Annotated in this window: 13 protein-coding genes; 9 read left to right on the top strand and 4 right to left on the bottom strand. The window is 70.6% G+C overall.

Annotated features, from left to right (window positions below):
- The first annotated feature begins 47 nt into the window (after positions 1–47).
- Both Vau01_RS02275 and dapB read left to right on the top strand, forming a co-directional pair.
- Entirely contained in the window at positions 48–1,334 is a 1,287-nt protein-coding gene (locus tag Vau01_RS02275) for a M16 family metallopeptidase (protein ID WP_239151234.1), read from the top strand.
- A 7-nt stretch (positions 1,335–1,341) separates the two neighbouring features.
- Complete coding sequence (dapB, locus tag Vau01_RS02270; RefSeq protein WP_203986641.1) at positions 1,342–2,100, top strand: 4-hydroxy-tetrahydrodipicolinate reductase; 759 nt, start codon at positions 1,342–1,344, stop codon at positions 2,098–2,100.
- Between the two features lie 13 nt (positions 2,101–2,113).
- Here the strand turns inward: dapB and Vau01_RS02265 are convergent, their stop codons facing one another.
- Positions 2,114–2,692, bottom strand: a complete 579-nt coding sequence (locus tag Vau01_RS02265; protein ID WP_203986465.1) for a GNAT family N-acetyltransferase — start codon at positions 2,690–2,692, stop codon at positions 2,114–2,116.
- 183 nt (positions 2,693–2,875) lie between these two features.
- Here Vau01_RS02265 and Vau01_RS02260 point away from each other — a divergent pair, with 183 nt between their 5' ends.
- The 3 genes from Vau01_RS02260 (at position 2,876) to Vau01_RS02250 (ending at position 6,089) form a co-directional block, all read left to right on the top strand.
- Positions 2,876–4,189, top strand: coding sequence for a glycosyltransferase 87 family protein (locus Vau01_RS02260; protein ID WP_203986462.1), 1,314 nt, complete (start codon positions 2,876–2,878; stop codon positions 4,187–4,189).
- A 71-nt stretch (positions 4,190–4,260) separates the two neighbouring features.
- A complete protein-coding gene (locus tag Vau01_RS02255; RefSeq protein ID WP_203986459.1) occupies positions 4,261–5,505 on the top strand; it encodes a winged helix-turn-helix domain-containing protein in 1,245 nt (414 codons plus the stop codon).
- A 5-nt stretch (positions 5,506–5,510) separates the two neighbouring features.
- Positions 5,511–6,089, top strand: coding sequence for a DUF2752 domain-containing protein (locus Vau01_RS02250; RefSeq protein ID WP_203986456.1), 579 nt, complete (start codon positions 5,511–5,513; stop codon positions 6,087–6,089).
- A 1-nt stretch (position 6,090) separates the two neighbouring features.
- Here the strand turns inward: Vau01_RS02250 and Vau01_RS02245 are convergent, their stop codons facing one another.
- The 3 genes from Vau01_RS02245 to Vau01_RS02235 form a co-directional block, all read right to left on the bottom strand.
- Positions 6,091–6,915, bottom strand: a complete 825-nt coding sequence (locus Vau01_RS02245; RefSeq protein ID WP_203986453.1) for a DUF4097 family beta strand repeat-containing protein — start codon at positions 6,913–6,915, stop codon at positions 6,091–6,093.
- A gap of 78 nt (positions 6,916–6,993) precedes the next feature.
- Complete coding sequence (locus tag Vau01_RS02240) at positions 6,994–7,545, bottom strand: toxin-antitoxin system HicB family antitoxin (RefSeq protein WP_203986451.1); 552 nt, start codon at positions 7,543–7,545, stop codon at positions 6,994–6,996.
- Between the two features lie 47 nt (positions 7,546–7,592).
- The gene (locus tag Vau01_RS02235; protein WP_203986449.1) at positions 7,593–8,060 is read right to left on the bottom strand and encodes an NUDIX hydrolase; all 468 of its coding nucleotides are present in this window, start codon (positions 8,058–8,060) and stop codon (positions 7,593–7,595) included.
- Positions 8,061–8,196: 136 nt separating this feature from the next.
- Between Vau01_RS02235 and Vau01_RS02230 the strand changes: the two genes are divergently transcribed.
- Genes Vau01_RS02230 through Vau01_RS02215 form a run of 4 tightly spaced genes read left to right on the top strand, consistent with a single transcriptional unit; the run spans position 8,197 to position 13,624 of the window.
- Entirely contained in the window at positions 8,197–10,158 is a 1,962-nt protein-coding gene (locus Vau01_RS02230) for a hypothetical protein (RefSeq protein WP_203986448.1), read from the top strand.
- Between the two features lie 42 nt (positions 10,159–10,200).
- The gene (thyX, locus tag Vau01_RS02225; RefSeq protein WP_203986447.1) at positions 10,201–10,953 is read left to right on the top strand and encodes an FAD-dependent thymidylate synthase; all 753 of its coding nucleotides are present in this window, start codon (positions 10,201–10,203) and stop codon (positions 10,951–10,953) included.
- A 35-nt stretch (positions 10,954–10,988) separates the two neighbouring features.
- Positions 10,989–11,939 (top strand): 4-hydroxy-tetrahydrodipicolinate synthase, encoded by a 951-nt coding sequence (gene dapA / locus Vau01_RS02220; protein WP_203986446.1) that lies wholly within the window; start codon positions 10,989–10,991, stop codon positions 11,937–11,939.
- Positions 11,936–13,624 carry a ribonuclease J gene (locus Vau01_RS02215; RefSeq protein WP_203986445.1) on the top strand — a complete coding sequence of 563 codons (1,689 nt, stop codon included), beginning with the start codon at positions 11,936–11,938 and terminating at the stop codon, positions 13,622–13,624. Before dapA ends, Vau01_RS02215 begins: the two co-directional genes overlap by 4 nt.
- The last annotated feature ends 34 nt before the right edge of the window (positions 13,625–13,658 follow it).

The raw sequence follows: 13,658 nt of genomic DNA, 5'->3' as shown, positions 1-13,658 counted from the left end.
CGGGGCGCCCCGGCGTCTCCCATCCCCTTCACCCCCGAGCAGGAACATTGAACGAGACTGATTCCATGCGCCGCACCGTCCTTCCGAACGGCGTGCGGGTCCTCACCGAGGCGATCCCGACGATGCGCAGCGCGGCGGTCGGGGTCTGGGTGGGTGTCGGCGCCCGCGACGAGGGGCCGGCGCAGTCGGGCGTCTCGCATTTCCTGGAGCACCTGCTCTTCAAGGGCACCGAGAAGCGCTCGGCGATGGACATCTCCAGCCAGATCGAGGCGGTGGGCGGCGAGACCAACGCGTTCACCACCAAGGAGTACACCTGCTACTACGCGCGCATCCTCGACGCCGACCTGCCGCTCGCGGTCGACGTCATGTGCGACGTGGTGGCCAACTCGGTGCTCGCGGCCGGCGACGTCGAGACCGAGCGCGGCGTGATCCTCGAAGAGATCGCGATGCAGGACGACGAGCCCGGTGACGAGGTCCACGACCTGTTCACCGAGGCCGTGTTCGCCGACCACCCGCTCGGCCAGCGCATCAGCGGGTCGGCCCGCACCATCGGCGCGCTCACCCGCGACGAGATCAACGACTTCTACCGGGCCCGCTACACCGGGCCGTCGATCGTCATCGCCGCCGCCGGGAATCTCGACCACGACACCGTCGTGGCCGGCGTGGTCGCGGGGCTGTCGGGCCGTCGCGGGTTCGAGGGGACGGGCGCAGCGGCACCCACCCGGGCGGACTCCCCGCTCGTCGTGGCCCGTACGGGGCAGGTCGTGCTGCTCGACAAGGACACCGAACAGGCGCACCTGGTGCTCGGCTGTGCCGGTCTGGCGCGCCGTGACGAGCGGCGGTTCGCGCTCGGCGTGCTGAACAACGTGCTCGGCGGCGGCATGTCGAGCCGGCTGTTCCAGGAGATCCGGGAGAAGCGCGGGCTCGCGTACTCGGTCTACTCGTTCACGTCGCTGTACGCCGACGCCGGGCTCTTCGGCGTCTACGCGGGCTGCGCCCCGGGCAAGGTCGACGAGGTGCTCGCGATCACCCGCGACGAGTTGGCGAAGGTGGCGGCGAGCGGTCTCACCGAGTCCGAGGTCGCCCGCGGCAAGGGGATGTTGAAGGGCTCGCTGGTGCTCGGGCTGGAGGACACCGGGTCCCGGATGAGCCGGCTGGGCAAGGGCGAACTGCTGCACCCCGACCTGCTGTCGGTCGACGAGATCCTGACGCGCGTCGACGGGGTCACCACCGAGGAGGTCGCCGTGATCGCCGCCGAACTGCTGGACTGCCGGCCGTCGTTGGCGGTCATCGGTCCCTTCGACGACCGGGACTTCAGCTCCGCCGTTGCCTGACCGGTAAATTACTGCGGTGACTACTGAACCACTGCGGGTCGGGGTACTGGGCGCGCGCGGACGGATGGGCACCGAGGCGTGCCGGGCCGTCGACGCCGCGCCCGACATGGAACTGGTCGCGATGGTCGACCAGGGCGACGGGCTGTCGATCGTCACCGACGCCGGTGCCGAGGTGGTCGTCGACTTCACCACCCCCGACATCGTGATGGACAACCTGCACTGGTGCGTCGAGCAGGGCGTGCACGCGGTCGTCGGCACGAGCGGCTTCTCGCAGGCCCGGCTCGACCGGGTCGCGTCGTGGCTGGCGCACAAGCCCGGCCTCGGCGTGGTGGTCGCGCCGAACTTCGCCGTCGGCGCGGTGCTGATGATGGAGTTCGCCGAGCGGGCCGCGCGCTACTTCGACTCGGTGGAGATCGTCGAGCTGCACCACCCGAAGAAGGTCGACGCGCCCAGCGGCACCGCGGTGCGCACCGCCGAACTGATCGCGGCCGCCCGGGAGGCCGCCGGGTGCGACCCGATCCCGGACGCCACCACCGACGAGCTCGACGGCGCCCGCGGGGCGAGCGTCGGCGGGGTGCGGGTGCACTCGGTGCGCTCAGCGGGCCTCGTGGCGCACCAGGAGGTGCTGTTCGGCGGCACCGGCGAGACGCTGACCCTGCGGCACGATTCTTACGATCGGGTCTCATTCATGCCCGGGGTTCTGCTGGCGGTGCGCGCCGTCCGCAACCGCCCCGGACTGACGGTGGGGCTGAATTCTCTCCTGTGAATTTTCGGAGCCATTAGAGACGGGTTCGATATCGAATCTGGGGGACGAGAAGGTCGTCCACGTCCAGCGCACGGGCCGCCCCGTCGGGTGCCCAACCGGCCGCGGTGAGAAAGCTCACCGTGGCCGCGTCGTCCCTGAACACCCAGGCCACGGCGGTGTCGTATCCGTCCTGCCGCCAGTGATCCACAGATGCGCTGAGTAACCGGCTGCCGTGCCCCCGGCGCCCCCATCGCGGCTCGACCATCAACTCGGTGACCGCAACTGTTCCGTCACTCAGCGCGTTGTGATTCTCGTCAGGGGCGAGGGCCGACGGGTCCGCCGGGCCTGACGCGGCAAACCCCGCACGGTAGGCTGTTCCCGGTTTCGTGCCAGGCTTTTCCGCCTGCTCAACCGCGACCAGCACACGATGCTGTGATGTTGGAGGAGATGTCACTGCGGCTTCCCATTGCCGTGTGATCCAGTCCAGTTCAAGTTCATCGATCACTGTGCGTGGTATGAAACGGTTGTAGGCGACCTGCCAGGTCGTTAGTTGGATACGGGCAATTTCGCCCGAATCTTCGGGTGTCGCAACCCGGACGTAACACAGCACCACAAAGCAAAGGGTACGTACCGGTTTCGTAACGAGACGTGCAGGGTGGCGCGCCGCGCCCCACCCTTGACGCGGACGGCGACGAATGTGATTCGGTCGTTGTTTTTGTGGGCAGTCAGAGACGGTCGCAACGAGGAGGGCACAGGCGTGTCAACGCGGGAACAGGTTGCACAGCGGTCGGCTCCGATGCCGGCACGGCTGCGGCAGCTGCCTGCCCGGCTGCCTGAGTGGACGAGGCGCCGGGGCACGCGTCAGGCGGCGATCGTCTTCGGGCTGTTCGTCGCCGCGGTGGCGTTCGACGCCGCGTTCGCGGTGCGGCACGGCTTCTTCGACCTTCGGGTCTACTTCGGCGCGATGAACCACTGGGTCGCCGGCAACGGCGAGATCTACGACTACCTGCTGCCGGGCACCAAGTACGGCTTCACGTACCCGCCGTTCGCCGCGCTCACCATGCTGCCGATGGCCTACGTCGGCTGGCACGTCGCGATCGTCATCAGCCTGCTGCTCACGGTCGGCGCCGCGCTCGCGGTGATCTACTGGCTGGTCGAGCCGATGGCGCGCCGCAACGGCTGGTCGCCGTGGTTCGTGCTGGGCATCGCGGCGGCGCTCGCGGTCGCGTTCGAGCCGATGCGCGAGACGTTCCTCTTCGGCCAGGTCAACGCGATCCTGCTGGTGCTCGTCGCGGCCGACGTGCTGTTCCTGGTGCGGTACAACCGCAGCGTCGCGGGCGTCGGCATCGGTCTGGCCACCGCGATCAAGCTCACGCCGGGCATCTTCATCATCTACCTGGTGATCACGAAGCGGTTCCGCGCCGCGGCCGTCGCCAGCGGCACCATGATGGCGGCCACCGTGCTCGCCGGTGCGGTGGCGCCCGACGCGTCCCGGATCTTCTGGACCGACGCGCTGTGGAACACCAGCCGGGTCGGTGAGAACTCGTTCGTGTCGAACCAGTCGCTCAACGGTGTCGTGCACCGGTGGGACTCCGTCCAGCCGTCCACGGCGACGTGGGGGCTGCTGGTGCTCGCGACGCTCGCGGTGTGGGCGTGGCGGTCGCGGCAGGCCGCCCGGCGCGGCGACGAGGCGATGGGCCTGGCGCTCACCGGCATCGTCGGCGTGCTGATCAGCCCGATCACCTGGGTGCACCACCTCGTGTGGGTGCTGCCGGCGATGATCCTGCTGGTCGACCGGGGGCTGGTGAAGGGCCTGTCGAAGCGGCGCCGCAACTGGCTGCTCGGCCTCGCCGCGGTCACCTACGCGGTGATGTGCAGCCGGCTGGTGTGGGCCTTCAACGGCAAGTTCGAGACGTGGTACGGCTGGCTGGGCAGCAACGCCTACGTGTGGCTGAGCCTGATCATGCTGGTCGCGGTGCCGCTGGCACCCGTGCCGGCCACGGCGAAGGCCGAGGAGCCCGAACTCACCGGGCTCGACCGGGAGCTGGCCGACGTCACCAAGTCGGTCCGGGTTCCGGCCCAGGAAGACCGTCGCCTGGTTGAGGCGTAACGGTCGAGGCACAGTCATCGTGACCTTGTGACCCGGGGAATTGTCGTACCCGGGTCATAAGGTGTTTCGCGATGGACACGATCTCTCTACGGCAGGCCCGCCGTATCGCCCTGGCCGCGCAAGGGTTCACCGATCCGGCTCCCGGCGGGGTGCCCGACGTGCGGCACCTGCGCCGGGTGCTGCGGCGCGTGGGGCTGCTGCAGATGGACTCGGTGAGCGTCCTCATGCGGGCGCACTACATGCCGCTCTACAGCCGGCTCGGGCCGTATCCCGTCGCGCTCCTCGATCGGGCGGCCTACCGGGCACCGCGCGAGTTGTTCGAGTACTGGGGGCACGAGGCGTCGCTGCTGCCGGTCGCGCTGCATCCGGTGATGCGGTGGCGGATGGCGCGCGGGCACTCGTGGGGGCCGCCGGCGCGGTTGGCGAAGGAGAAGCCGGAGCTGATCAAGCGGGTGCTCGAGGAGGTCCGCGAACGCGGCCCGATCGCGGCCGCGGAGATCGAAGACCCGACCCAGCGGGTGAAGCCCTTCGGCTGGGGCTGGAACTGGAACGAGGTCAAGACCGCCCTGGAGTACCTGTTCTTCGCGGGTGAGGTCGCCGCCGCGTCGCGCAACTCGGCGTGGGCCCGGCTGTACGACGTCACCGAGCGGGTGTTGCCGGCGGCGGTGCTCAACGCGCCCACGCCCTCCGACGACGAGGCGTTCCGCGACCTGGTGCGCAGCGCGGCGGCCAGTTTGGGCGTGGCGGCCGAGCCGGAACTGCGTGACTACTTCCGCCTGCCGCTGGCCGCCGCCCGCACGGCGGTCGCCGAACTGGTGGAGGCCGGCGAACTGCGCCCGGTGCGGGTGGAGGGCTGGAAGGCGCCGGCCTACCTGCACGAGGCGGCGAAGATCCCGCGCCGGGTCACGACGGCCACGCTGCTCAGCCCGTTCGATCCGTTGATCTGGGAGCGCAACCGGGTCGAGCGGCTGTTCGGGTTCACCTACCGCATCGAGATCTACGTGCCGGCGCCGCAGCGGGTGCACGGGTACTACGTGCTCCCGTTCCTCCTGGGCGACCGGTTCGCCGCGCGCGTCGACCTGAAGGCCGACCGCAAGGCCGGCGTGCTGCGGGTGCCGGCCGCCTGGCTGGAACCGGCGACGGCCCGCACCGACCCGTCACCCGGTGCGGTCGCCGAGGCCCTCGCCGCCGAACTGCGCCGGCTGGCCGGCTGGCTCGGCCTGTCCGCCGTCGAGACCCCGGTGGCCGGCGACCTCGCCGCAGATCTCGACCGCGCGTTGGCGGCTCAACCCGGTACCGAGATCCGTGTACCGTGAATGCCGTGACCTCCGCAGTTCCGCCCGCTCCGGCGGCACCCGAGAACATCGGCAGCGCTCCGATCGAGGCTCCCGCCTACCCGCCCGCGGGTCAGCCCGGCAGCCCGTACGGGCCGTACCAGGCGTACTACGCCGAGCCCGACAAGGTCACCGCGTTCTTCGGGAAGGTGAACCGGCGCACGCCGAAGTGGATCGCGCCGGTGGTGCTGGCCGGGTGCTGCGCCGCCGCGTCGGCGTACGTGCTGTGGAGCAATCCCACCGACGGCGGGGCCGGCGACATGCCGAGCTGCCTGGTGCGGCTCACCACCGGGTTCGACTGCCCCGGCTGCGGGGGCACCCGGGCCGCCTGGTACCTGCTGCACGGCGACGTCGCGGCCGCCGCGCAGCACCACTTGCTGTTCGTGTTCGCGCTGCCGTTCCTGCTCTACGCGTACGCGACCTGGGCGGCCGGCGCGCTCTTCAACAAGCAACTGCCGAAGCTGCGCCTGTCGTTCCGGGCCCTCGGCATCGCGCTGGCCGTGTGGGCCGCGTTCTCGGTGCTGCGCAACCTGCCGTTCGAGCCGTTCAACTGGTTCTACGTCTGACCTACGCGGTCATTTGGGCATCGCCGTTCGCCGCGTGGGCGCGTAGCACCGACACGTCGCCGCTCGCCGTGTGCACCCGCACCGACAGCGTGGTCTTCGACGTGCCGGTCGGCGACGGGGCGTCGCCCACGTGGAGGTCGCTGTGGGTGCCGCCGGACAGCGTGTTCACGTCCATGTAGACGCCGGTGCCGGGCAGCACCGAGATCTGCACGTCGCCCGACGCGGTCTGAGCCCGGACCTCGCCGGTGCGGGCCCGCGACAGCTCGATGTCGCCCGACGCGGTGCGCGCCGTGGCCGAACCGCCGGTGTCGTGAACGGTCAGGTCACCGCTGGCGCTGGTGAGTGACGCGTCGCCGCCGATCGAGCCGATCTCGACGTCGCCCGACGCGCTCTTCACGTTCAGGTCGCGGCCGACCGCCTCGATGCGCACGTCGCCGCTGGCGGTGACCACCGAGAGGCTCCCGGTGACCGCGCCGATCTCCAGGTCGCCGGACGCGCTGTTGGCGTTGCCCTCCCGCCAGCGCCCGCCCAGGATCGCGTCGGCCGACGCGACGGTGCACTGGAAGGCGCTGTCGACGGGCACCTGCGCGGTGACCCGTACGCTGCCCCGCCGCCAGATCCAGCCGCCCTCGGGCGTGTGGATGATCAGCCGGTCGCCCTCCAGCGCGACCCGGGTTTCTTCGGCCTGCTTCCGAGACGCTTCGGAGTTGTCGTTGGGCTCGACCGTGACGACGGCGGTGTCGCGCTCCTCGGCCGTCACGGTGGCGGCGCCGCCGCTCAGCCGCAGCGAGAGCGCGATCGGGCCCTTGGTCTGGAACTCGTGCATGGTTGCTCCTTCGGGGTCGGAAAGTCGGGCCGTCACGCCGGAGCGCGCCGACGGCCTGGAAACAAACGCCGTGGGACCTCAGGCCTGTGCGAAGCCCGTCATCCGACGGGGCCGCCGGCCGCGACCGCCCGGACCGGGAAAGAACCCGGGACCGGGTGGCATCGGCGGGCCAGGGGGCGGCGGCGCACCGGGCGGGCCGGGCCAGCCGCCGTAGCCCTGGAGGGCAGCGGCGACCGCGCGAACCAGCCAGGCGTTCACCGAGATGCCCTCCTCGGTGGCCGCGCGTTCGGCCTGTTCCTTGAGCACCTCCGGCAACCGGAGGGTGATGCGGGCGACGTCGCCGCCGCTGTCGGCGAGTGGCGGCGGTGGCGCCGAGCTCTGTGCCGGCGCGCCGTCGGTGACCACCAGTTCGGCGTCGCGACCGCGGAGCCGTACCTCGACACTCGACCCGTCGAGCTTCGTGGTGATCTCCGCCGCGGCGTCGGACAGCGCCTCGAGCAGGCTCAGCCGGGCCGCCGACTCCAACGCGGACGACAGCAGTTCGGCGCTGCGGGCCGCCGCTTCACCCGCGGGTGCGGCCGCGGCAGCGAGATCGCGGCGAAGCGATTCCAGGTACGGCGTGAGGTCCATGACACCATCATGGCGTCATGGTGACGTCGCGTCAAGTCGAAATGATGTCAGCCGCGCTGCGCGAACCACTGCCGGAGGAATATGCCCTGCTCGGCGATGATGTCGTCGGGGACGGAAGCGGGCTCGGGGCGGAAACAGGCGACCTCGGCGCCCATGTCGCTGCCGTGGAGGTCGCCGCCGACACGCGTGGCGGTGAACGCCATCCCCACCGGCCAGCCGGGGTAGCCGTTCGCGTGCATCTGCGGGTACTCGATGTAGCCGACCAGCTCTCCCGGCGTCACATCGAGGCCGAGCTCGACCGCCGCGACCCGGCGGACGGCCGCAACCATCGACTCGCCGAAATGGACCGTGCCGCCCGGAATGTGCCATTGCCCGGCGCACGGCTCGATGTCGCGGCGGACCAGCACCAGCCCGTCGGGTAGCTCCAGCAGGACCTCGACGGTCAGCCGTGGCACCCGCGCGTAGATGGCGTCGAATTCGTCCCGGGAGAACGGGTGGATGATCTGGCGCTGCACCGGGTCACGCTACATGGCACCGGGAGCGGCCGATCGCGCCCGCGCGCGGGGTGTACGGTATCCGCGAACTGCGACCCCGTACTGGCTTTGGACCGTTGGCCGTTGACGGGACTCATCCGGGCGAAGGAAGGTTCAGTTGACGACTACGTCACGGCAGGTCGGGTCACCGGTCGATGGACCGCCGGAGGTCGCAACCGACGTGCAGGAGTCGCCGAAGGGCCGACGGATCGACGTGCGGCACGTCGGTGCCTGGCTCGCCGTCGCGTGGTTGCTTCCGGTCGTCACCCACCTGCTGTCGGTGGACTGGCTGCTGCCCCCGCTGGTCCTGGTCACCACCGCGAGCCTGCTGCGCGGCGGGCGCACCCTGCTCGACCGGCTCATGCTGGCGTCCGCCCTGCTGATCGGCACGTTGTGCGCGGCCGGCCTGCTCTTCACCGCGTGGCCGTTCGGGTTCCAGCCGATCCCGATCGCCGGCACCGGGTTGACGGTGCTCGGCGCGATCAGCGTGCTCACCGGCCGCCGGCCGCGGCTGCCCCGCCCCGCGCTCACCGACGGCATCACCGTGGTGGCGGCCCTGGGTGTCGCCGCGTACGTGGCGATACCGTACATCCGCACCGATTCCACCGGCCGGCTCGCGATGCTGGTAGCCGGTGGAGAGGACGTCTCCCGGCACGTCTCGATCTTCGACACGCTGCGCCGGATCGGCGGATTCGCGTACTGGCAGACGCCGCAGGACGTGCCCGACCTCTTCGAACTGCTCCGCTACTACCCGTCCGGGTGGCACCTGAGCGCGGGCGTCCTCGACAGCTTCGTCCGCTCGTCGTCCGGTACCGGCGACATGGTCAGCTCCATGGACCACTTCGTCTGGTTCTTCCTGGCCGCATACGGTTTCCTCGCGCTGGCGATCATCTGGGCCGCCCAATGGATCGCCGGCCCGCTGCTCGGCCCCTGGCGGCTGCCGCTGATCGCGTTCCTCGGCACCGAGCTCATCTACAGCGACATCCCGGTCATGGTGATCTTCGGCTTCCCGAGCGAGATCTTCGGGTTGGCCCTGCTGGCGCTCCTCGCCGCCGTGATCGTCCGGCGCCCGTCGCGGCCGCGTGAGCAGATGGTGCTGATCGGCGCGCTGTTGGTCGGAATCGGGTTCAGCTACGAGTTGTTCCTTCCCTCCGCCGCGCTGGCCGCCGGCGGGTGGCTGCTCTACCGGCGCCGGCTGGTGCGTCCGCATCTGGTGTTCGCGCTCGTCGTGGGCGTCGTCGCCGGCGGGCTGGCCATCGTGCCGATCACCCTCGGCACGCTCTACGGCCGGCACGGCGCCCTCATCTCAGCGCCGGGTCCGGTGTCCGCGGCGAGCCGCGCGATGCTGCTGACGCTCGGCCTGGTGCTGGCCGCCGCCCTCCTGATGCTGGTCCGGCGGCTGCGGGTGTGGCGGTCGTACGTCCTGTTCATGGGCGCCGTGCTCGCGTTGCCCATCGCCCTGCGGGCATACGTTGCCGCCACGGGCGGTAAGTCGCCCTACTACTTCGAGAAGGCGCTGCACTCCGTTCTGATCGTGGCGCTGGTCGGCCTCGGGGCCGTCGCCCTGGTCGTCGGCAGGCACACGGCCCGGCTCCGGGGACGGCAGCTGATCGCGGCCTCGGTGCCGGCGGTCCTCGTGTCGGCCGCGATCGCGGTCGGTGCCGGTGTGGTTCTCGACGACATGCCGTCGCGGCCGGGAACGGCCGAGAAGCATGCCCGGCTGTGGCACTCCGGTGCGCCGAAGACCACGGCCGGGCCGTGGGCGAAGACGCTCATGGACCTCAACCGCAAGTACCCGCCCACCCCGGGCGCCACGACGATCGTGCTCTCCGACAACTTCTACGTGACGTACACCAGCTCGCTGTTCTTCTCGATGCTCCAGCGGACCTCCGGCACCACCGACAAGGTCATGTACTACGGCGCGGGCCTGTTCAGCGACGAGACGCAGAACATCGCCGATTCGCTGGCCCGTCCGGGTGTGCCGATCCGCCTCATCGTCCTGTCGCCGAAGTCGGACCCCGTGGTCGACGAGATCAGGCGGCTCAAGCCCGACCTGCAGCTGGAAGTGTTGCGCCCGTAGCACCTGCTCAGCGACGGGTCGCCGGTTGGTTAGAGTGACGCCATGCCAGAGATCGTGCCCCCCAAGGTTCAGATGATCGGATGGACGCACTTCGCGCCGCCGGAAGACGTCCCCTGGACGACCGACGCCGAGGGTGGCGAGGCGCTCGCCGAGTTCGCCGGCCGCGCCTGCTACCAGTCGTGGAACAAGCCGAACCCGGCGACGGCCACGAACGCCGGGTACCTCAAGCACATCCTGGAGGTCGGGCACCTGTCGGTGCTCGAGCACGGCACCGTCAGCTTCTACATCTCCGGCATCTCCCGCTCGCTCACGCACGAGCTGATCCGGCACCGGCACTTCTCGTACTCGCAGCTGTCGCAGCGGTACGTGCCCGAGCGCGACGCCGCGATGGTCGAGCCCGACGTGATCGCGGCCGACCCGGAGCTGCACGAGCTGTTCGTGCAGGCGACCCAGGCCAGCGTCGACGCGTACACCGACCTGCTCGCGAAGCTGGAGGAGAAGTTCGCCGGCGCGGGCAGCGCCACGCTGCGTCGCAAGCAGGCCCGCCAGGCCGCCCGTGCCGTGTTGCCGAACGCGACCGAGACGCGCATCGTCGTCACCGGAAATTACCGTGCGTGGCGGCACTTCATCGCGATGCGGGCCACCGAGCACGCCGATGTCGAGATCCGGGCGCTGGCGGTGGAAACGTTGCGGCAACTGCAGAAGGTCGCCGGAAACGTGTTCGCCGACTTCACGATATCCACCCTCGCCGACGGCACCGAGATCGCGGCCAGCGCCTTCGCCTGGGAGTCGTGACCGTAACCGCTATCGGCGGGCGATAGGTTGTCTGTATGACGCGCACGAGTTCCGACCCGCGGCGGCCTTTCGGCCGGCTGATCACCGCGATGGTCACGCCGTTCCGCGCCGACGGCTCTCTCGACGCCGACGGCGCCGCAACGCTCGCCACCTGGTTGGTCGACAAGCAGGGCCACGACGGCCTGGTCATCAACGGCACCACCGGTGAGTCGGCCACCACCACCGACGCCGAGAAGGACACCGTGCTGCGGGCGGTCCTCGAGGCGGTCGGCGACCGGGCGTTCGTGATCGCCGGTGTGGGTACCTACGACACCCGCCACACGGTGGAGCTGGCGAAGGCGGCCGAGAAGGCGGGCGCGCACGGCACCCTCGTGGTGACCCCGTACTACAACAAGCCGCCGCAGGCCGGCCTGATCCACCACTTCACGGAGGCCGCCGACGCCACCGGGCTGCCGGTGATGCTCTACGACATCCCGGGTCGCACCGGCATGGACATCACCACCGAAACCCTGGTCCGGGTCGCGGAGCATCCGCGCATCGTCGCGCTGAAGGACGCCAAGGGCGACTTCGAGGGGACGGCGTGGGTCACCCGCCGCACCGACCTCGCCGTCTACTCCGGCGACGACAAGGTCACCATGCCGCTGCTGGCGATCGGCGCGGTCGGCGTGGTGGGCGTGCCCACCCACCTGTTCGGTCCGCCCACCAAGCGGATGATCGAGGCGTACGAGAGCGGCGACGTCGCCGGCGCGCTCGCGCTTCACCACAAGCTGCTGCCGGCGTACTGCGGGTTCTTCCGCACGCAGGGCGTCATCATGACGAAGGCGGCCCTGCGGCTCGCCGGGAAGCCGGCCGGGCCGGTGCGCCTGCCGCTGTGCCAGGCGACCCCGGCGGAGATCGCGCGGATCCGGGAGGACTGCGCGGCGTCCGGGCTGACTCTCGGTGACGCCGACCAGATGGCCCATCTGCACCCGGGTGCGGATCGGTGACGGCGGCACACGTCGAGCTCGACGGACCACCACCGCTGCCCGCCACCGGGCTGCGGGTCACCCCGCTGGGCGGACTGGGCGCCATCGGCCGCAACATGACGCTGTTCGAGTTCGGCGGGCGCCTGCTCGTGGTCGACTGCGGGGTCCTGTTCCCCGACGTCGACCAGCCCGGGGTCGACCTGATCCTGCCCGACTTCGAGTCGATCCTCGACCGGCTCGACGCGGTCGACGCGATCGTGCTCACCCACGGCCACGAAGACCACATCGGTGCCGTCCCGTACCTGCTGGCGCACAAGCCCGACATCCCGCTGGTCGGCTCGCAGTTCACGCTGGCGCTGGTCGAGGCGAAGCTGGCCGAGCGGCGGATCACCCCGTACTCGCTCACGGTGCGCGAGGGGCAGACCGAGCGGCTGGGCCCGTTCACGTGCGAGTTCTTCGCGGTCAACCACTCGATCCCCGACGCGCTGGCGGTGGCGATCACCACCCCGGCCGGCACGGTGCTGCACACCGGCGACTTCAAGATGGACCAGTTGCCCCTCGACGGGCGGCTCACCGACCTGGCCGGGTTCGCCCGGCTCGGTGCGCAGGGCGTCGACCTGCTGCTCAGCGACTCCACCAACGCCGAGATCCCCGGGTTCGTCACCCCCGAGCGGGAGATCGGCCCGGTGCTCGACCGCATCTTCGCCGGCGCCTCCGGCCGGGTGATCGTGGCGTCGTTCGCGTCGCACGTGCACCGCGTGCAGCAGGTGCTCGACGCGGCACACGCGCACGGCCGGCACGTCGCGCTCATCGGACGCTCGATGGTGCGCAACATGGGCATCGCCCGCGACCTCGGCCTGCTGCGCATCCCCGCCGGGCTGGTCGTCGGCATGGACGAGGCGCTGAACCTGCCGCCGGAGCGCATCGTGATGATGTCCACCGGCTCCCAGGGCGAGCCGATGAGCGCGCTGGGCCGCATGGCCAACGGCGACCACCGGCACGTCACGATCGCACCCGGCGACACCGTGGTGCTGGCGTCGTCGCTGGTGCCGGGCAACGAGTCGGCGGTCTACCGGGTGATCAACCGGCTGTCCCGCGCCGGTGCCGTGGTGGTGCACAAGGACGTGGCGAAGGTGCACGTCAGCGGGCACTCGCCGGCCGGCGAACTGCGGTACCTGCTCAACGTGGTGAAGCCGCGCAACTTCATGCCGGTGCACGGGGAGTGGCGGCACCTGCGGGCGCACGCCGAACTCGCGGTGGAGTCGGGCGTGCCGCGCGAGCAGGTGGTGCTGTGCGAGGACGGCGACGTGGTCGACCTGGTCGACGGCGTGGCCCGGCTGGTGGGGCACATCCGCTCGCGGTACGTGTACGTCGACGGGCTCGCCGTGGGTGACGTCAGCGAGTCGCTGCTCACCGAGCGGCGGATCCTCGGCGACGGCGGGTTCATCGCGGCCACGGTGGTGATCGACTCGGTCACCGGCAAGGTCGTCGGCGGGCCGGCGATCTCGGCGAAGGGCTTCTCGGAGGACCCGGCGGCGTTCGACGCGGTGTTACCGCTGATCACCGAGACGCTGCTGCGGGCGGCCGAGGAGGGTACCCACGATCCGCACCAGTTGCAGCAACTCGTGCGGCGCACGGTGGGCCGGTGGGTGAACGAGAAGTACCGCCGCCGGCCGATGATCGTGCCGAATGTCGTCGAGGTCTGAGATCCGGCTGTAACAGGGGTTCCTTAACTTCAAT

This window comes from Virgisporangium aurantiacum, assembly GCF_016863635.1.
GTDB classification, from domain to species: Bacteria; Actinomycetota; Actinomycetes; order Mycobacteriales; family Micromonosporaceae; genus Virgisporangium; species Virgisporangium aurantiacum.
This window is presented reverse-complemented; position numbering and strand designations above follow the sequence as displayed.

What these genes read in the sequence shown, in the direction of transcription:
- Vau01_RS02260 (WP_203986462.1), top strand. Translation starts at nt 2,876, where the DNA reads ATGCCGGCACGGCTGCGGCAGCTGCCTGCCCGGCTGCCTGAGTGGACG.
- Vau01_RS02255 (WP_203986459.1), top strand. Translation starts at nt 4,261, where the DNA reads ATGGACACGATCTCTCTACGGCAGGCCCGCCGTATCGCCCTGGCCGCG.
- Vau01_RS02245 (WP_203986453.1), bottom strand. Translation starts at nt 6,915, where the DNA reads ATGCACGAGTTCCAGACCAAGGGCCCGATCGCGCTCTCGCTGCGGCTG.
- Vau01_RS02240 (WP_203986451.1), bottom strand. Translation starts at nt 7,545, where the DNA reads ATGGACCTCACGCCGTACCTGGAATCGCTTCGCCGCGATCTCGCTGCC.
- thyX (WP_203986447.1), top strand. Translation starts at nt 10,201, where the DNA reads ATGCCAGAGATCGTGCCCCCCAAGGTTCAGATGATCGGATGGACGCAC.
- dapA (WP_203986446.1), top strand. Translation starts at nt 10,989, where the DNA reads ATGACGCGCACGAGTTCCGACCCGCGGCGGCCTTTCGGCCGGCTGATC.